This is a genomic window from Streptomyces sp. NPDC001889, assembly GCF_053594535.1.
In genome coordinates this window covers 93,034-110,716 of the sequence record NZ_JBSFER010000018.1, presented here as the reverse complement: position 1 = coordinate 110,716, position 17,683 = coordinate 93,034, and the positions used below count along the sequence as shown (strand labels likewise).

At 73.8% G+C, this 17,683-nt stretch carries 19 protein-coding genes; 4 read left to right on the top strand and 15 right to left on the bottom strand.

The window, feature by feature from the left end; genetic code table 11:
• Positions 1-4: 4 nt before the first annotated feature.
• The 12 genes from hypF to ACWCRA_RS21880 all read right to left on the bottom strand — a co-directional run bounded on the left by hypF (position 5) and on the right by ACWCRA_RS21880 (position 11,195).
• Positions 5-2,341, bottom strand: coding sequence for a carbamoyltransferase HypF (hypF, locus tag ACWCRA_RS21935; RefSeq protein ID WP_451068380.1), 2,337 nt, complete (start codon positions 2,339-2,341; stop codon positions 5-7).
• The gene (gene hypB / locus ACWCRA_RS21930) at positions 2,338-3,264 is read right to left on the bottom strand and encodes a hydrogenase nickel incorporation protein HypB (RefSeq protein WP_451068379.1); all 927 of its coding nucleotides are present in this window, start codon (positions 3,262-3,264) and stop codon (positions 2,338-2,340) included. Before hypB ends, hypF begins: the two co-directional genes overlap by 4 nt.
• A gap of 18 nt (positions 3,265-3,282) precedes the next feature.
• Positions 3,283-3,651, bottom strand: a complete 369-nt coding sequence (gene hypA / locus ACWCRA_RS21925; RefSeq protein ID WP_351553677.1) for a hydrogenase maturation nickel metallochaperone HypA — start codon at positions 3,649-3,651, stop codon at positions 3,283-3,285.
• Between the two features lie 174 nt (positions 3,652-3,825).
• On the bottom strand, positions 3,826-3,930 hold the full coding sequence (locus ACWCRA_RS21920) for a DUF6893 family small protein (RefSeq protein WP_451068378.1): 105 nt from the start codon (positions 3,928-3,930) through the stop codon (positions 3,826-3,828).
• Positions 3,924-4,487 (bottom strand): hydrogenase maturation protease, encoded by a 564-nt coding sequence (locus ACWCRA_RS21915; RefSeq protein WP_451068377.1) that lies wholly within the window; start codon positions 4,485-4,487, stop codon positions 3,924-3,926. The genes ACWCRA_RS21920 and ACWCRA_RS21915 overlap by 7 nt, the downstream gene beginning before the upstream one ends.
• On the bottom strand, positions 4,484-5,914 hold the full coding sequence (locus ACWCRA_RS21910; protein WP_451068420.1) for a hypothetical protein: 1,431 nt from the start codon (positions 5,912-5,914) through the stop codon (positions 4,484-4,486). Before ACWCRA_RS21910 ends, ACWCRA_RS21915 begins: the two co-directional genes overlap by 4 nt.
• Positions 5,915-6,042: 128 nt before the next feature.
• Positions 6,043-6,696 (bottom strand): DUF6084 family protein, encoded by a 654-nt coding sequence (locus tag ACWCRA_RS21905; protein ID WP_351553684.1) that lies wholly within the window; start codon positions 6,694-6,696, stop codon positions 6,043-6,045.
• Positions 6,693-7,340 (bottom strand): DUF5947 family protein, encoded by a 648-nt coding sequence (locus ACWCRA_RS21900; protein WP_351553686.1) that lies wholly within the window; start codon positions 7,338-7,340, stop codon positions 6,693-6,695. Before ACWCRA_RS21900 ends, ACWCRA_RS21905 begins: the two co-directional genes overlap by 4 nt.
• Positions 7,337-7,825: a thioredoxin gene (locus ACWCRA_RS21895; protein WP_351553689.1), complete on the bottom strand. Its 489-nt coding sequence runs from the start codon at positions 7,823-7,825 to the stop codon at positions 7,337-7,339. Before ACWCRA_RS21895 ends, ACWCRA_RS21900 begins: the two co-directional genes overlap by 4 nt.
• On the bottom strand, positions 7,822-9,606 hold the full coding sequence (locus ACWCRA_RS21890; RefSeq protein WP_351553691.1) for a nickel-dependent hydrogenase large subunit: 1,785 nt from the start codon (positions 9,604-9,606) through the stop codon (positions 7,822-7,824). Before ACWCRA_RS21890 ends, ACWCRA_RS21895 begins: the two co-directional genes overlap by 4 nt.
• Before the next feature lie 6 nt (positions 9,607-9,612).
• Positions 9,613-10,692 carry an NADH-quinone oxidoreductase subunit B family protein gene (locus ACWCRA_RS21885; protein WP_351553694.1) on the bottom strand — a complete coding sequence of 360 codons (1,080 nt, stop codon included), beginning with the start codon at positions 10,690-10,692 and terminating at the stop codon, positions 9,613-9,615.
• A gap of 179 nt (positions 10,693-10,871) precedes the next feature.
• Positions 10,872-11,195 carry a DUF427 domain-containing protein gene (locus ACWCRA_RS21880; RefSeq protein WP_351553697.1) on the bottom strand — a complete coding sequence of 108 codons (324 nt, stop codon included), beginning with the start codon at positions 11,193-11,195 and terminating at the stop codon, positions 10,872-10,874.
• Between the two features lie 88 nt (positions 11,196-11,283).
• Between ACWCRA_RS21880 and ACWCRA_RS21875 the strand changes: the two genes are divergently transcribed.
• Positions 11,284-12,198, top strand: a complete 915-nt coding sequence (locus ACWCRA_RS21875) for an oxidoreductase (RefSeq protein ID WP_451068376.1) — start codon at positions 11,284-11,286, stop codon at positions 12,196-12,198.
• Between the two features lie 95 nt (positions 12,199-12,293).
• A complete protein-coding gene (locus ACWCRA_RS21870) occupies positions 12,294-12,770 on the top strand; it encodes a hypothetical protein (RefSeq protein WP_451068375.1) in 477 nt (158 codons plus the stop codon).
• On the opposite strand, the gene ACWCRA_RS21865 is transcribed toward ACWCRA_RS21870, so the two are convergent.
• Positions 12,761-13,318 (bottom strand): MarR family winged helix-turn-helix transcriptional regulator, encoded by a 558-nt coding sequence (locus tag ACWCRA_RS21865; protein WP_451068419.1) that lies wholly within the window; start codon positions 13,316-13,318, stop codon positions 12,761-12,763. The genes ACWCRA_RS21870 and ACWCRA_RS21865 overlap by 10 nt on opposite strands.
• A 130-nt stretch (positions 13,319-13,448) precedes the next feature.
• Here ACWCRA_RS21865 and ACWCRA_RS21860 point away from each other — a divergent pair, with 130 nt between their 5' ends.
• Positions 13,449-15,095 carry an MFS transporter gene (locus ACWCRA_RS21860; RefSeq protein ID WP_451068374.1) on the top strand — a complete coding sequence of 549 codons (1,647 nt, stop codon included), beginning with the start codon at positions 13,449-13,451 and terminating at the stop codon, positions 15,093-15,095.
• Between the two features lie 95 nt (positions 15,096-15,190).
• On the opposite strand, the gene ACWCRA_RS21855 is transcribed toward ACWCRA_RS21860, so the two are convergent.
• A complete protein-coding gene (locus ACWCRA_RS21855; RefSeq protein WP_351553712.1) occupies positions 15,191-15,961 on the bottom strand; it encodes a class I SAM-dependent methyltransferase in 771 nt (256 codons plus the stop codon).
• A 429-nt stretch (positions 15,962-16,390) separates the two neighbouring features.
• Between ACWCRA_RS21855 and ACWCRA_RS21850 the strand changes: the two genes are divergently transcribed.
• The gene (locus ACWCRA_RS21850; protein ID WP_351553715.1) at positions 16,391-16,771 is read left to right on the top strand and encodes a VOC family protein; all 381 of its coding nucleotides are present in this window, start codon (positions 16,391-16,393) and stop codon (positions 16,769-16,771) included.
• Positions 16,772-16,831: 60 nt separating this feature from the next.
• On the opposite strand, the gene ACWCRA_RS21845 is transcribed toward ACWCRA_RS21850, so the two are convergent.
• Positions 16,832-17,659, bottom strand: coding sequence for an AAA family ATPase (locus tag ACWCRA_RS21845; protein WP_451068373.1), 828 nt, complete (start codon positions 17,657-17,659; stop codon positions 16,832-16,834).
• Between the last annotated feature and the right edge of the window lie 24 nt (positions 17,660-17,683).

The window sequence follows — 17,683 nt, the reverse complement described above, 5'->3', positions numbered from 1 at the left end:
CCTCTCAGGCCGCGACCCGCGCGGCCACCATGAGCTGGCCGAGGGCCAGTCCTCCGTCGTTGGGCGGTACGCGGCGGTGCCGCAGCACCCGGAAGCCGTCCGCCGCCAGCCCGCGCGCGCACTCCGACAGCAGCAGGGCGTTCCCGAACACCCCGCCGGTCAGGGCCACCGTCCCCAGCCCGTGCCGCTCCCGTGCCGCCGCGCAGATCCGCCGTACCAGCTCCGCGACCGCCGCGTGGAAACGGGCCGCCACCAGCCCCGCCGGAGCACCCGCCCGCAGCTCGGCCACCGCCGCGCGCAGCACCGGCGCGGGGTCGGCGAGCCACCGGCCGTCGCCGCGGCGCAGCGCGAAGCGGTAGCCCTGCGCCGGGCCGTGGGCATGGGCCGCGCCCTCCAGCTCGATGGCCGCCTGGGCCTCGTACCCGGCCCGGTGGCAGATGCCGGCCAGGGACGACACCGCGTCGAAGAGCCGGCCCATGCTGGAGGTGGGGACGGAGTGCAGCCCGGACTCCAGCTGCCGCTCCAGCACCCGGAGTTCACCGTCCGGACAGGCCGCGACCGGCGCCAGCTCCGCCGCCCACCCGATCCCCGCGGCCCGCAGATGCGCCAGCGCCATCCGGTACGGACGGGCCACCGCCGCGTCACCGCCCGGCAGCGGCACATAGGCGAGCTGGGCGAAGCGGCGGAAGCCCGCGTAGTCCGCGATCAGGATCTCGCCGCCCCAGACGGCGCCGTCGTCGCCGTACCCGGTGCCGTCGAAGGCGACCCCGATCACCGGCTGTTCGCCGTCGAGGCCGTGTTCCGCCATCGCCGCCGCGACATGGGCGTGGTGGTGCTGGACCCGGACCAGCGGCCGGCCGGCCGCCCGGTGCGCGGCGCGGCGGGCGGAGCGGTAGCCCGGGTGACGGTCCGCCACCAGCACCGAGGGCGCCACACCCGTCAGCGCCGTGAGATGGTCCGCCGCCCGCCCGAAGGCGTCCAGGGTCGCCAGATCGTCCATGTCGCCGATGTGCCCGGAGAGCCAGGCGCGCCGGCCGGCGGCGACCGCGAGGGTGTTCTTGAGGTCACCGCCCGCCGCGAGGACCGGCCGGACCTCCAGCGGCAGGTCGACCGGCGCGGGGACACAGCCGCGCGAGCGGCGCAGCGACAGCGGCACCGAGTCCACGACCCGTACCACCGAGTCGTCGCACGGCACATGGATCGGCCGGTCGTGCGCCAGCCAGGCGTCCACCAGCGGGGCGAGCCGCTCCAGTGCCTCCCCGTCGTCCGTGACGATGGGCTCGCCGGCCAGGTTGGCGCTCGTCATCACCAGCAGCCGGGGGCCCTCCGGGTCGCCCGGCAGCCCCAGCAGCAGATGGTGCAGCGGGGTGTACGGCAGCATCACCCCGAGGTCGGGCCCGCGCGGGGCGACGGCGTCGAGCACCGGCGCCGCGCCCGGACCGGCCGGGCGGCGGCGCAGCAGGACGACCGGCCGGACCGGCCCGGTCAGCAGCGACCGCTCCACCGCCCCCAGCTCCACCAGCGGTTCGACCTCCCGGAGATCGCGCGCCATCACGGCGAAGGGTTTGTCGCCCCGGTTCTTCCGGCGCCGCAGCAGGGCGACGGCCTCCGCGTTCCGCGCGTCGCACGCCAGGTGGTAGCCGCCGATGCCCTTGACCGCCACCACCGCCCCCTCCGCGAGCAGCAGGCGGGCCCGCCCCAGCGCGGCCTCGCCGTCGAGGGCGGGCGCGCCCGGCGCGATCAGCGCGAGCCGGGGGCCGCAGTCGTGACAGGAGATGGGCTGGGCGTGGAAGCGCCGATCGGCCGGATCGCGGTACTCGCGGGCGCACGCGGCGCACATCGGAAAGCCCGCCATCGTGGTGGCCGCGCGGTCGTAGGGGAGCGCGGTGACGATGGTGAAGCGGGGGCCGCAGGCGGTGCAGGTGAGGAACGGGTGCCGGTGGCGGCGGTCGGCGGGGTCGGTGAGTTCGGCCAGGCAGTCGGCGCAGGTCGCCGTGTCCGGGGGGATGAGCGCGGACCCGGTGGGCCCGTCGTCCGCGCGTGTGGCGGCGATGGCGAAGCCCGCCGTGCCGGCGACCGCGATGGGCTCGTGCCGCACGGACGCCACCCGGGCCGCCGCCGGGGCGTCGGCCGCCACCCGGCGGCAGAAGGAGTCCACGGCGTCCGCCGGGCCCTCCACCTCGGCGAGCACACCGTCGCCGGTGTTGCCGACATGGCCGGAGAGCCCCAGCCCGGCGGCGAGGGTGTAGACGAACGGGCGGAAGCCGACGCCCTGGACGAGCCCCTGGACGGTGACCCTCACCCGCAGCGGAGCGGTGTCCGCTTCCGGGGCGGGGGTCACCGCTGGTCCGCGACCGGGTGCCCGTGGCGGGGGACGGCGGGGGAGCGGGGTGCGGCCGGCGGGTCCGGGGCGGTGCGCGGCGGAGGGCCGGAGACGGAGAGCGCCGGAGCGGCGGCGGGCTCCGTGCCGCCGGCGGGGTGCGGCTCCGGGTGCGCGTGCGGACGCGCGTACGGCTGTGTGTGCCGCACCGGGTCCTGCTCCGGGTGCGGGTGCGGATGCGGGTGCGGGTGGTCCGGCGTACGGGCCATCACCGGCTCATGGGCCCGCGCTCCCTCGCACACGGCCAGCGCCCGCTCCAGCAGCGCCCCGGCCCCCTGCCCCCGGCGGGCCGAGGTGAACACCACCTCCACCCCCGGGTTGACCCGGGCCACATTCGCCAGAAAGGTGTCCCGGTCGAACTCCACGGCCTCCGCGAGATCGGCCTTGGTGACCAGGACCAGCTGCGCCAGCCCGAACGCCCCCGGATACTTGAGCGGCTTGTCCTCGCCCTCGGTCACCGACGCCAGCGTCACCCGCAGCGACTCGCCGAGGTCGTAGGAGGCCGGACAGACCAGATTGCCGACGTTCTCGACGAAGAGCACCCGGGCCTCGGCGGGCAGCCAGCCGGCCAGATAGCCGCGCAGTGTCGCGGCCTCCAGATGACAGAGCCCGTCGGTGTACACCTGCTGGACCGGCACCCCCGTACGGGCCAGCCGCCGGGCGTCGTTCTCGGTGGCGAGATCCGCGGTCAGCGCCGCCACCGGCACGCCGCGCTCCCGGGCCAGCGCGAGCTCGACCTCCAGCAGCGCCGTCTTGCCGCTGCCCGGACTGGAGAGCAGATTGACGGCGATGGCCCCCCGGCCGGCCAGCTCGGCGCGCAGCGCCCGCGCGCTGTCGTCGTTGCGGGCGAGGACCGCCTGCCGGAGATCGGCCGTACGGCACATGGGAATCCGCCTTCCTCGTCAGCCGTGGGCACGCAGCGGGCCATCGGCCCACGCGACATCCCTGATCTGGAGTTCACGCCCCGTCAGCAGCTCGGCCCGTGCCCCGCCGCAGCGGGGACAGACCAGGTCCGGGGGGACACCCGGAGGCCACTCGACCCCGCAGGGACCGCACCGGGCGAGCGCCGGGACGCTCCGGATCTCCAGCCGGGCACCCTCCAGGACCGTCCCCTCGCAGACCAGCGCGAAGCAGAAGTCCAGAGCGTCCGGCACCACTCCGGCGAGTTCGCCGACCTCCAGGCGCACCGATGCCACCGAGGCGGCGCCGTGCCGGCCGGCGGCCCGGACCACCTGCTCGACAACGGCCTCCGCGATCGACATCTCGTGCATCGGTGCGCCTCGCTCCCACTCCACTGTGCCGGCGGCCGGCCCCGGCCGGCCGCGCGGTGTGACAGCGGCTCCATTGCACGGCGGAGCCGCCGCCCCGCGGGTGCGCCACGCCGCGGCCGGCCCCGGCGGGACCCATTCGCAGCAGTGCGGCCCGGGAGGACGGCGCGCGGCGGCTCACATACGGGAGATGCGGACGTACCGCTTGAGGTCGGGCAGGGTCTGCCAGAGGACCGCACCGACGGCGGCCCCCAGGGCCGCAGCGAACACAGCTTTCACCATGGTGACGCCTTTCTTCCGGACAGCTCGGCCCCCACGCTCTCCCCGCCCGCGTCCATGCCCCCGTCCGTCTCCCCGTCCCGGCCCACGACGTCGAGAATCAGCCGTACGGCCCCGTCCACCGCGGCGGCCACCGGCGCGCTCAGCCCGATGCCCTCCTCCAGCGACGCGGGCTCGCACCCGACCACGAGCACCCGCCCGGGCGGTACGCCCCCGGTGCCCGCGCTGAGCGCCGCCAGCAGCGCCAGCACGGCGTCCGGGCCCATCCGGTGCCCGTCCAGCACCGCCGGCCCCCCGGGCTCCACCGCCCCGGTGCCGGCGTCGATCAGATACACGGTTCCGGGCGCGCCCCCGCGCGCGGCGGCGTCCACCAGCACCACCGTCCGGTAGCCGTCGAGGAGCTGATACGCGAGATGGACGCCCCGCACCCCGGCGTCGACCACCTCCACGCCGTCCGGCACCCCGGCGAGCCCGAGCCGGCGGACGGCCTCGACGCCGAAGCCGTCGTCGCCGAGGAAGACATTGCCCACCCCCGCGACGAGCACCCGCCCGGCGGTCACGGCCCCTCCAGCGGGGTGACCTCGTCGGGCTGGAAGTAGCGGAACCGGCCCTGCGCGCGCCAGAGATCCGCGCCCGGGTCGCCGTCGACCGTGACCGCCAGGTGGACCGAGCCGTCGACATCGTGCAGCACCGCCTCCACCAGGGCGGTGCGCCCGTGCAGGAACTGGTCCTGGGCGTCGGTGCGGCGGTGCCCGGGGCCCAGCACGACCCGGCTGCCCGCGCCGACCGCGTGACCGTCGATCAGCACCCGGTCCCGGGCGGGGTCCACGTCCCGGTCGCCGCCCGGGTCCCACCACGGCTGCGGCTCGCCGTCCGCTCCGGGACCGGGGCCGGTGACCCCGCGCAGCGCCCGTACCGCACCGTGCAGCCGCTCCAGCACCTCGGGCGGGAGGGAGTCGGCCAGATCGATCACCGCGCCCGCCCGCTCGTCGGTGCCGCGCGCCTCACGCTTCTCCCGGTCGGTCAGGGCCGCCGTGCGCAGGGCCAGGATCTCGTCGATCTCGGTGGAGTCGTAGAGCGCGCCCGGGCTCTCCGGGGCGATCCGCGGATGGTCCTCCAGGATGATCGGCGACGACAGCACCACCCGGTCGGGCCCCGCCGGGCCGGCCAGCACCGGCCAGGTGTGCTCGTTGCGGCACTCGGCCACCGCGGCCTCGGCCCACCGGGGCGGGTCCGTCACCGACAGGAAGCAGCCGCGGTCCAGGGCGAGCAGCAGATGCGCCGAGACCAGCGAGTGCGGCAGCGCGTCCTCCCGGCGGGCCCCGGCCGCGGCCTCCCAGCGGCCGGTGTTCTCCACGACGGCGGTCAGCCGCACCGCTCCGTACGGGCCGGGGATCTCGCGCGTGCTCAGCCGGATCTCCCCGGCGACCGGCTCCCGGGCGCGCAGCAGCCGTCCCACGGGCGCCCCCGACGCGTGGAGCACCTCCTCCTCGTGGTGCGCGGGGAGCCGGAAGCCATGGGTGATCCCGCCGGCGGACGCCAGGTCGGCGACCGGTACACGGAGCCTGATCCGCTCCTCCACTCCCTCGTCCCAGCAGACGAGCACCCGGTCGGCCAGCTCCAGTTCCGGGACCGTCTCCCAGCCGCCGTCCGCCGCCCGCTGGACGGTTCTGCGCTGGGTCCGCAGGAAGCGCAGTTCGACGGAGAGCAGTGCGCCGCTCCGGGGCTCCAGCAGACACTCCGTCCGCTGATGCACCTGCTCGGCCCGGCCCCGGCCGTAGCCGGGCGGCACCAGGACGCCGAACTGCCAGCGCAGCCGGTTCTTCGCTGCCGAGGCCCGGTAGGGGTAGAGGACGTATCCCTCGAAGAGCACCGCGTCGGCGATCTGCCGCACCGCGCCGAACTGGTCCTCCACCTCGGGCGGGAAGACATCGGCGGCCTCGGCCGGGACGGCGCCGGTCACCTCGGCCGGGATGGCGCCGGTCAGGTCGGGCGGGCGGATGCCTGCCGTCTCCGCCGGGACGGCGCCGGTCACCTCGGGCGGGACGGCGCCGGCCGTCTCCGCCCGGCGGGTGCCGGTCACCTCCGCGGGGACGGCCGCCGGCTCCGGTGCCGTCATCGCGCGCCCTCTCCGATCTCCGCGGGCTCGGCCGCGCTGAGCAGGGTGCGCACGGTCGCCTCCCAGGAGGGCAGCGCCCGCCGGGTGCGGAAGGCGAGCAGCCCGTCGATGAGATCCCCCGGCAGCCGCAGCCAGCCGCAGCCGGGGAAGTGCTGCTCGATCATCTCCCGCCACACCCGCACCGGCAGGCGCACCGATGCCTCCCGGTCCCAGGACACCGGGGTGACCTGGAAGCCGGCGGGCCCGCTGAACACGGTCCCGGAGAAGAGCAGCAGCAGCGGCACGTCCCCGCCGTCCAGCGCGCGGAAGTACCGGGTCGCGGCGATGTCCAGGTCGTAGGTGCACGGGACCGCGACATCGATCTCGGTCTCGCCGGTGAATCCGGGCACCATCAGGGAGACCTGGGCGAACTGGATCGGATGGAGGGTGCTGCCCCAGCGGGACCGCTCGCCGAACAGATCGGTCAGCCGCCCGCCCTCGTCCTCGCCGTAGTCCCGGCGCGCGGGTTCGATCCGGAGCTGGCAGCGGAGCGCGAGGGCGTGCACCCGGGTCTCGGCGGGTGCGGTGATCCGCAGCCGGAAGACCAGGGTGGGTCCGGCGGCGTGCCGGTCGGCCCGCACCTCGGTGCAGTGGAAGTCGAGTTCGGTCATGCCGGGGTCTCCTTCGGCAGGGCGCGGGCCCGGCCGCTCAGTGCGGTGAGGAAGGCGTCGAGTTCGGCGTGCGCCTCGGCCCCGCCGTCGAAGCCCCGCCAGCACAGCCGCAGCCGGCCGACCAGCTCGTAGCAGCGGTCGACCGGCACCAGGAAGCAGTGGGCACGGCCCCGCGACCGGTGCAGCAGCAGGGCCTCCACATCGGGTTCCAGCGCCGCCGCGAGCCGGCTGCGCGCCGACACCGCCCGCCAGGCGGCCTCGTCCACCTCGCTCTCGGTGGCCCCGGCCGGGCCGGGATAGCAGACCACCGGGCGGCCCAGCGCCGAGTTGAGCATCAGGAACGCGGTGCCGACCGGGATGCGCAGCGCCGTCCAGGTGGCCTCGTCCGGCTCGCCGCCGGGGTCGGTCAGGGTGCGGTCGGGCACCGGCCGGTAGCGTCCGCCGGCCGCTCCGGGCCGCTGGAACAGCAGGGAGCAGGCGGTGCAGACACAGACGAGGGAGCGCTCGGCGGTGTCCGCGAGATGGCGGTGACCGGGGGTCAGACCCGTGCCGCAGAAGGTGCAGCGCTCCGGCTTCGGCGGCGCCGGGGCACGCAGACGGCGCAGCAGGTCCGTACCGGGGCGGGGGAGTTCGCGGACGGTCACCGGGCCTCCGCCGCCGCCGGGGGACGGCTGCCGATCTGGAGCAGCGCGGGCTCCTGCCGCCAGACGATCGCGGTCACCTCCGGGGCATGGCAGGCCAGCGCGCTCTCCACCGCCTGCTCGCCGCCCGCCGTCCCGCGGCCGCAGCCACCGCCGGACGGGGCGCGCCGCAGGGTCAGGGTGCCGCTGCCGGGTTCCCAGCCGACCAGGGCGGGCGGAGCCGGTGACAGGGAGTCCAGGGCCCGGGCGATCCGGGCCCCGGTGTCCTCCGGGTGCAGCTCGTGCAGGACCAGCAGCCCGGCCGCCGCCGGGTGGTCCAGGGCCGGCGCCAGCGCGCCCGGGGGCAGCGCGTCCACGAGCGCCGCCAGCCCCTCGCCGTAGAACGCCATCAGCTCGCGGACCAGTTCCTCGCCCGCCTCCTGGGCCCCGCTGCCCGTCAGCCGGTCCAGCGCCTCCTGGACCCGTGCGCCGGTCGCCTCCGCAGTCATCCGCTCAGGCCGCTCAGCCCGGTGGGGACATGCATCTCCCGCAGGGTGCGGCCGCCGCCCACATACATGTGCACTCCGCAGGGCAGACACGGGTCGAAGCTGCGCACGGCCCGCATGATGTCGATGCCCTTGAAGTTCTCCGGTGAGTTCTCCTCGAAGATCGGGGTGTTCTGCACCGCGTCCTCGTACGGCCCCGGGGTGCCGTAGCTGTCCCGGACGCTGGCGTTCCAGGGGGTCGGCGGATACGGATGGTAGTTGGCGATCTTCCCGTCGCGGATCACCATGTGGTGGGAGAGGACGCCGCGCACCGCCTCGGTGAAGCCGCAGCCGATGCTCTCGTCGGGCACCTCGAACCTCTCCCAGGTCTGGGTGCGTCCGGCCCGTACCTCCTCCAGCGCCTTCTCGGCGAAGTGGAGCGCGGCGGCGGCGGCGTACGCCTGGAAGTAGGTCCGGGCCCGGTTGCGTTCCAGCGCGTTGCTCCACCGGGGGATCTTCCACTCGAAGGTGGTCTCGGGTCTGGTCATCGAGCGGGGCAGATTGATCCGGACGCTGTGCCCGGTGGCCTTGATGTAGCCGATGTCGACCAGACCGGAGAGCGCGGTGGACCAGAGCCGGGCGATCGGGCCGCCGCCGGTGTCCAGCGCCAGATGGTCCTTGCCGTCGAACCAGCGCGGGGACATCACCCAGCTGTACTTGTCGTCGAAGTTCCGCTTCTGCGGGGAGGGGATGGTGTGCTGGTTCCACGGGTGGCGGGGGTCGACCGGGTTGCCCAGCGGGTCGTGGGTGACGAAGAGGTCCTTGCCCTGCCAGTCCTCGTAGTAGGAGCTGCCGAGCAGAATCCGGATACCGAGATTGATCTCGGTGAGGTCGTTGGTGACCAGCTTGCCGTCGACCACGATCCCCGGGGTGACGAACATCCGCCGGCCCCAGTCCGTCATGTTGCGGTACGTGAAGTCGCAGTGGTCGGGGTCGTTGAGACTGCCCCAGCAGCCGAGCAGCACCCGGCGGCGGCCGACCTCCTCGTAGCCGGGCAGGGCCTCGTAGAAGAAGTCGAAGAGATCGTCGTGGAGCGGCACGACCTTCTTCATGAACTCCACATAGCGCATCAGCCGGGTCAGATAGTCGGTGAACAGCTGCACGGTCGCCACCGTGCCGACGCCCCCCGGGTAGAGCGTGGAGGGGTGGACGTGCCGGCCCTCCATCAGACAGAACATCTCCCGGGTGTACCGGCTGACCTGGAGCGCCTCCCGGTAGAACTCGCCCTCGATGGGGTTGAGGGAGCGCATGATGTCGGCGATGGTCCGATAGCCGTGGTCGCCCGCGTGCGGGGCCTCGGTGCGCTCGGCCAGCTCCAGCACCCCGGGGTTGGTCTCGCGCACCATCCGCTCGCAGTAGTCGACCCCGACCAGGTTCTCCTGGAAGATGTTGTGGTCGAACATGTACTCGGCCGCCTCGCCGAGGTTGATGATCCACTCACCCAGGTGCGGAGGCTTCACCCCGTACGCCATGTTCTGGGCGTAGACCGAACAGGTGGCGTGGTTGTCGCCGCAGATGCCGCAGATCCGGCTGGTGATGAAGTGGGCGTCGCGCGGGTCCTTGCCGCGCATGAAGACGCTGTAGCCGCGGAAGACGGAGGAGGTGCTGTAGCACTCCGCCACCCGCTTCTGCTTGAAGTCGATCTTTGTGTGGATACCCAGGCTGCCCACGATCCGGGTGATCGGGTCCCAGGACATCTCCGTCAGACCACCGCCGTCACCGGCGACTTCGGTCGTTGCTGCCATGGTGTCTCATGTGCCCTTCCGCGAGCGGTACCCGGTCGTCAGCAGACGGCCGGTCCGGCGCCACTTGGGTTCCTTGTCGAGGGTCTTCGCCGTGATGGTGCGCAGCCGCCGGATCACCGCGCCGTACGCGGAGCTGGCGTCGCTGGAGAGGTGCGATCCGGGCGGGGCGTCCATGAAGGGCATGAACTTGTCGGGGAATCCGGGCATGGTGCAGCCGATGCAGATGCCGCCGACGTTGGGGCAGCCGCCGACGCCGTTGATCCAGCCGCGCTTGGCGACATTGCACTTGACGACCGGGCCCCAGCAGCCGAGGCGCACCAGGCACTCGGGCGTCCCGTAGTCGGAGGCGAACTGGCCCTGCTCGTAGTAGCCGCCCCGGTCGCACCCCTCGTGCACGGTCGCCCCGAACAGCCAGGCGGGCCGGAGCTTGTCGTCCAGCGGAATCATGGGCGCGGAGCCGGCCAGCTGGTAGAGCAGATAGGTGAGGGTCTCGGCGAAGTTGTCCGGCTGGATGGGGCACCCGGGCACACAGACGATCGGCAGTCCGGCCTTGGACGTCCAGTCCCAGCCGAGGTAGTCGGGAACGCCCATCGCTCCGGTCGGGTTGCCCTCCATGGCGTGGATGCCGCCGTAGGTGGCGCAGGTGCCGATCGCGACGATGCCGGTGGCCTTGGGCGCGAGCCGGTCCAGCCACTCGCTGGTGGTGATGGGCTGGCCGGTCTCGGGGTCGTCGCCGAAGCCCGACCAGTACCCCTCCGCCTTGATCTGCTCATTGGGGATCGACCCCTCCACGACCAGCACGAACGGGTCCAGCTCGCCGCGGTCCGCCTTGAAGAACCACTCGACGAAGTTGTCCGCGCCCTGGACCGGGCCGCACTCGAAGTCGATGAGCGGCCAGTGCACGGCGATCCTCGGCAGCCCGGGCAGCGCACCGGTCACGATCTCCTCGATGCTGGGCTGCATGGCGGCGGTCAGGGCGACCGAGTCGCCGTCGCAGCTCAGGCCCGCGTTGATCCAGAGGATGTGCACCACATCGGTGGCGGCGCCGGTGCCGGTCCCGGTGTCCGCGGTGGCTGTTCCGCTCATGAGGATGCCTCCCCGATAAAGGGATGAACGATGTCAAAGCGCTCAATAAGGTCTTAGCATCCTGGTACGGAAAACGCCCGGCGGTGGACCGCCGGGCGGGTCGGGTGAATCCGTGTCCGGGGCGCCGGACGGGCCGGACGGCCCCGGTGTCCGGATCGCGGGGCGGTGCGCCGGACGGGTCAGACCACCTCGGTGTCGTAGAAGCAGAAGTGGTCCTTGATCTCCGCCACTCCCGGCTCCGGGTCCGGATAGGCCCACACGAGATCGTCGGCGCCGGCCGCCGACCAGTAGTCGGCGTCGCCCTTGAAGGGACAGTGGGTGTGGGTGTCGGAGCGGGTCAGCAGTTCGGTCCTGACGTCCTCGGGCGGCAGGTAGTACCGGACCGGACAGCCCGTCTCGCGCAGCTCCAGGGGCCGCCGGCTCTCGGCGAGCACGTCGCCGTTCCGTACGACCCGCACATGGGCGCTGCTCTGTTCGATGGTGATGCGGTGTCCTGGGCTCATACCCCATCACAGCGCGCGGCGCGGGAAGTCTGTTCCCGCGCCGCGCGGGATAGAGTCACCGCACCGGTAAAGGATGAGAGAGGCTGATATGTCCAGCACGGCTCCCGGCGGCACGCTCACCCCCGCACCCGGCCTCACCCTCAGCCGGATGGGTTACGGCGCGATGCGGCTCGCCGGCCCCGGTGTCCTCGGTCCGCCCCGGGACCGCGCGGAGGCCGTCGCGGTGCTGCGGGAGGCCGTCGGCCTGGGGATCACCCATATCGACACCAGCGACTTCTACGGCCCCACCGTGGTGAACGAGATCATCAGGGAGGCCCTGCACCCCTACCCGCCCGATCTCCGCATCGTCACCAAGGTCGGCGCCCGCCGGGGCTCCGACGGCTCGTGGATCATGTCGCGCGAACCGGACGACCTCCGGGCCCAGGTCCGGGAGAATCTGGACCACCTCGGCCTCGACACCCTTGACGCGGTCAATCTCCGCCTCGGCGTCCCCGAGGGCCCCGCACCCGAGCCGCGCCTCGCCGAGCAGTTCGGCGCCCTGGCCGAGCTCCGGGAGCAGGGCCTCGTCCGCCACCTCGGACTCAGCTCCGTCTCCTCCGCCCAGGTGACCGAGGCGCGGGCCATCGCGCCCGTCGTCACCGTGCAGAACCTCTACAACCTCGCCGACCGGCGGGACGACCGGCTCGTGGACCGGTGCGCGGCCGAGAACATCGCCTTCGCCCCCTTCTTCCCGCTCGGCGGCTTCACCCCGCTCCAGTCCCGCACCCTGACCGGCGTCGCGGCCCGGCTGGACGCCTCCCCCCAGCAGGTGGCCCTCGCCTGGCTGCTCCAGCGGTCGCCGGCGATCGTCCTCATCCCCGGCACCTCCTCCGTGGCCCACCTCCGGGAGAACGTGGCCGCGGCCCGGCTCGATCTGCCGCCCGACGCCGTCGCGGAACTCGACGCGATCGGCGGGGAGAGGGAGACCGAGGCGGAGACGGGGGAATCCGGGCCGGACCGCTGACCCGCGTGGCAGCGTCCGTCCGCCGTTTCACTCGTGCCGGTGGCTTCGGGCGTGTGCGCGGACCCGTGGGGCCGGCCCCGCGCCACGATGGGCGGATGCACCAGCGCACCACGCTTCTCGCCCTGACCCTCTCCGCGCTCCTCGGTCTGACCGGCTGTGTGTCGGTGCCGGCCGAACCCCTGAGGGGGCCGCGTGTCCCCAGCGGCCTCCCGGACCACGACCGCACGGCCCTTCCGGCCGGGCCGGCCGGCCGTCAGGAACCGGCGCTCGCCAGCCGGGGGCCGGGGCGCGGCGCGGAGGGGAGCGGGCGGCAGACGCCGAGGGGCACCGCGCGCCCGGGGCCGGGCGGTGCGCCCGCCGCCCGCGCCACCATCGCCGTACCGCTGCCGCGGCCGCCCCGGACACCGGCCCCGGATCCGCGGGATCTGCCGCCCCGCGCGCCCGTGCCGGTCCCCCCGGTGCCGGGGCCGCCCGAGCCGCGCGAGACCTACGACATGAAGAGCCTGTGCGACAGCTCCGCCGGGATCACCGACCCGTCCGTCACGGGAATGTGCCGCGACAGCTACCGCTGAGCCCGGCCCGGCGGGGACGTCCCGGGACGGCCGCCGTCCGGTGCGCGACGGGTGCCCGGGCGGCTCTCCCGGTACTCCTCGGCGAGCAGTCCGTCCATGGTCCGGCCGAGGTGGCGGACGAAGTCCTCGAACTGCTGGAGCCGCTCCGGCGTGTACCGCGCCATCTCGGCGGTCATGCGCGCGGCGTAGGGGCCGAAGAACTCCTCGGCGCGCGGCCGGATGGCGGGGCTGCTGCGGAGGGTCACCACCCTGCGGTCGGTGTGTTCCCGGGTGCGGACGATGTGCCCGGCCTGTTCGAGCCGGTTGAGCAGGATCGTCGTCGCCCCGGACGAGAGGGAGACGCGCTCGCTCAGCCGGGCGGGCGACATGGGCGTGCCCTGGTCCTCGGCGTAGAGGATCTCGGTCAGGGCCGCGGCGTCGGTGGAGTGCAGTCCCAGCCAGTCGGCGAAGCGCCGGGTGAACTCGGTGTAGTTGGCGCCGAACGCGCGCAGACCGTCCATGAGGCGGTCCCACTGCTCCTCCGGGCTGACGGGCTCCGGCGTCTCCATCGACATGCTCCACCTTCCGATTCCACGCGACTGCCGCGCTCCACCACTGCGTTTGACAACCTACCCCGACCTGTTTAGCTTTGCGGCAAAGGTAATTGCCTTTATGGCAAAGGTATCTCGGAGTGGAGTCATGGTGCACCGCCCAGCGGAATCCCCCACCTCACGCCAGTGGTTCGGCCTGGTCGCCGTGTCCCTCGGTGTGGCACTGATCGTCGTGGACATCACCATCGTCAATGTGATCCTCGCCCCGGTCATCGACGATCTCGCGATCACCGCGGTCGAGGCGCAGTGGATACAGGAGTCCTACGCGATCGTCTTCGCCGCCCTGCTTCTGGTCACCGGGCGCCTGACCGACCTGTACGGCGCGCGCAGGATGTTCCTCATCGGGCTCGGCGTGTTCGGCCTGACGAGCGTGGGCGCCGCACTGGCGCCCGGCGGAGGGACGCTGATCCTCTCGCGGTTCCTCCAGGGCGTCGGCGGCGCGATGATCCTGCCCGCCTCGCTGGCCCTGGTGAACGCGACCTTCACCGGGAGGGCGCGGGGCCAGGCCTTCGCCGTCTGGGGCTCCACCATCGGAGCCGCCGCGGCCGTGGGGCCGCTGCTGGGCGGCTGGCTCGCGGACTTCTCCTGGCGATGGGCCTTCGGCATCAACATCCCGCTCGTCGCCGTGATCGCCGCCGCGGCCCTGCTCCATCTGCCCGCGTCACCGCGGACCGAGGGACGGATCGACGGCATCGGCGGCGCCCTGTCGGCGGCCGGCCTCGGCCTGCTGGCGTTCGCCCTCATCGAGGGGCGCACCCACGGCTGGCTGACCACCACCGAGCCGCTGACCCTCGGGGGCCTCTCGTGGAGCGCGGGCCCGTCCCCCGTCCTCGTGGCGTTCGTCCTCTCCGCCCTCGCCCTCGGCGCGTTCTGGCGCTGGCAGGCGGCACTCGCGCGCCGGAACGACGAACCCCTCATGGACGTCCGGCTCTTCGCCATCCCCTCGTTCCGCAACGGCAACGCCGTGACCCTGATCGTGGGCCTCGGCGAGTTCGGCATCATCGCGGTGATGCCGCTCTGGCTCCAGTTCGCCCTGGACTACAGCGCCTTCGAGGCGGGACTCGCCCTGGTCGCCCTCGCGGCGGGCAGTTTCTGCGCGAGCGGCGCCAGCTTCTCGATGACCGCGTCGGCGACGGCCCTGGTACGGGTCGGACTGCTGCTGGAGGCCGCCGGCCTGGTGGCGCTGGGACTCGTCGCCGACACCGACACCGCCTGGTGGCCCATCGCCCTGGCGCTCTTCGTCTACGGCGTCGGCGTCGGATTCGCCACCGCGCAGGTCACCAATGTCGTCCTGGTGGATGTGCCCGCCGACAGCGCGGGCGCGGGCGCCGGGGTCCAGAGCGCCGCCCGTGAACTGGGCGCCGCGCTCGGTATCGCCGTCCTCACCACACTGTTCTTCAGCAGGCTCGGCTCCGGTCTGGAGGACCGCATCGCCGGGACCGGTCTCACGGACCGGGACGCCGAGCGGCTCGGCGCGGAGGTGACGGAGAGCGCCGGGTCGGTGATCCCCGCGCTCGCGGCGGAACCGGGGACGGCCGCGGCGGCGGGGGTCGCGCGCGAGGCGATGACCGGCGCCCTGGCCCTCTCCAGCCATGTCTGTGCCGGGCTCCTGCTGCTGGCGCTCGCGGCCACCGCGTTCATCGCCCCCAGGGACGCGGGCCCCTCCGCCCGGCCCGACCCCGGCACCGGACCCGGGACGGAGCCGCTGCCGGAGCCGGAGCCGAGCCCGCGCTGACCCGCCCCGGGGCCCGGTGCGCCCGGCGGGTGTCCGGCCACCCGGCCGGCCACCCGCCGTCTCCGCCGTCCGCCCCGCCCCGGCCGCCGGCCGGGTCAGCGCACGGCGACGAGAACGCTGTCGTCACCGCACTGCCAGACCGTGGTGACGGTGCTGAACCCGGCCGCGAGCAGCATCTCCGTCTGCTGCGGAGTGGTCAGATCCAGCGGCGGCGCGAAGGCGTGCCGTCCGACCGCCGTCCGTGCGCGGGCCTCGGCGAGTTCGGCCAGTTCGGGGGCGGCCAGGAACGCCTTCCACCAGGAGGCCCAGTCCTCCCGGTCGGCCTTGCCCGCCCGGCCGGCCCGGGCGTCGCGTATGTGGCGGGCCAGGGTGCGCGCCGTCTCCGAGCCCTCGGGCGCACGGTTGTTGGCATCGACGAACACCCCGCCCGGCGCCAGTCTGCCGGCCAGCACCCGGTACACCTCGGCGAGCGTCTCCGAGGTCAGCCAGTGCAGGGCCGTCGAGGAGACCGCCGCGTGCCAGGGCGCGCCCGGGGCGGCCCGCTCCGCCCAGCCGGGGGAGTTGAGGTCGTCGAGCACCACCCGCGCGCCGGTGCCGGAGACGGCCTCCTCGGCCAGCCCCAGCATCATCGGGTCGCCGTCGACACCCACGACATCGGCGTGCGGCAGGGCGCGGGCGAGCCGGGTGGTGAGCGAGCCGGTGCCGCACCCCAGATCGACGATCCGGGGCCGCTCGGGAGAGGTCCCCTCCAGGGACCACCGGGTCACATCGACGATCACCCGGAACCGCTCGTCACGGTCGGGGCTGTAGCGCTCCTGCTGCTCGTCCCATCGTTCCAGCCACTTGCGCGCTGTCTCACCGAGCATCGCTGCCTCTTTCCGTACATCCGTTGAGTGGCATGGTCGCCTGCCCCGGACCGGTCCGCTCCGACGCGGGCCGCGCGGGTGGCGGACCCCGGTGGCGGCGGACGGCGGCTGCTGGACCGACCGCCCGCCCGGCCCGGTCCGGCCGGACGGCGGGGCAGGGCGGCACGGGGCCGGAGGGGACCCCTCATACGCGGCACTCCTCGCCTGACGGTCGTGGACGGGGGCGTGTTCGGTCACCGGGCCGGGGTCCTGGTACAAGATCGATGCTAGCCGGGAGGTCCCGGGAGCTCAAGAGGCCGATCATGCACCGCACCGCCGCCGGCCGGCGGGCTCCCCGAGTCGCCCGGAGCCGTGCCCGGAGGGACGATGGGAGGGAGCGAGCGGGCCGGGCGGACCGGGAGACCGGCGCGGGAAGCGGAGGTGCGGCACATGTTCCGGGACACCAGGGCATTCAGCGGATTCGCCGTCGACGACATCCCGGCGGCCGGACGCTTCTACGGCGAGACCCTCGGCCTGGAGGTCTCCGAGGAGCACGGGCTCCTCACCCTGACGCTCGGCGGCGGCACCACCGTCCTCGTCTACCCCAAACCCGACCACACCCCGGCGGGCTTCACCCTGCTCAACTTCCCGGTGGACGACATCGAGGCCGCCGTGGACCAACTGGTCTCCAGGGGAGTCGTGTTCGAGCGCTACGAGGGCTTCACCCAGGACGGGAAGGGCATCGCGAGGGACCCGAGGGGCCCGGCCATCGCCTGGTTCAGGGACCCCGCGGGCAATGTCCTCAGCGTCCTCCAGGAGGACGGGGGCTGACCGCGCTCCCGGAGCCCGGCCGGGCGCCGCGCGCACCGCCCGCGCGGCGCCCGGGGCGGGTCAGAAGCGCATCGCGTACGTGACGCGCCGGCGCAGCGACTTGGTGCGCTGGGCCTCGTGGAACCGGTCGTCGTCCTCCAGCACCTCGATCGCGCTCCGGACCCTGTCGTGAGCCGCGGCGATGGCCTCGTCCAGCGGCATCACCAGGGGCAGACCGAAGATCTCCACGATCCGCTCCACCCGCTCCCGGACGGTCCCGCCGACGACGTGGTACGGAATCCCCAACTCCTCCAGGGTTTCGATCAGCAGGTCGTCCGACAGCCTCCGGAACTCCTCCGACACCGGCCGGTGACCGTCCGCCGTCAGCCCGAACTCCACCGGCAGATGGACGTAGGCGTCGTAGATCCGCCGGGCGCGGGACTTGACGACCGCGCCGTACGCGTCCATGTAGTCGCGGTAGAACCGCTTCACCGGGAGCCCGGCGATGTTCTTCACCGTCCTGAGGAGAAGATTCGCCCCCGGATTGATGCCGACCCGCATCCGCGCCTCCCCGTAGATCCATTCATGGATCACCGAACCGTCGGACAGGAACGCCCCGGTGCCGGACTCGTGGTGGATGCGCTCCTCCAGCCGCCGCAGCCCGAGCATCGTCAGCTCCGACGCGTTCAGCTCCTGGACCTGCTTGCCCGGGATCAGCTCCAGCAGGATCTCCCGGGAGGTCATGGCGTGGGTGCGCGGGATGCCGGTCGCCAGTGACAGCGCCTCGGTCGTGGTGCTCTTGCCGCTGGAGTAGGTGCCGGAGATGGCGAGGTGCAGGCCCCGTTCCCCCTCGGCGGCGGCTCCCCGGTGTCCGGGGCGTACGGCCGGAGCCGCGTCGGTGTCCCCCATGATGTGTCCTTCCCTCGTCGTCGT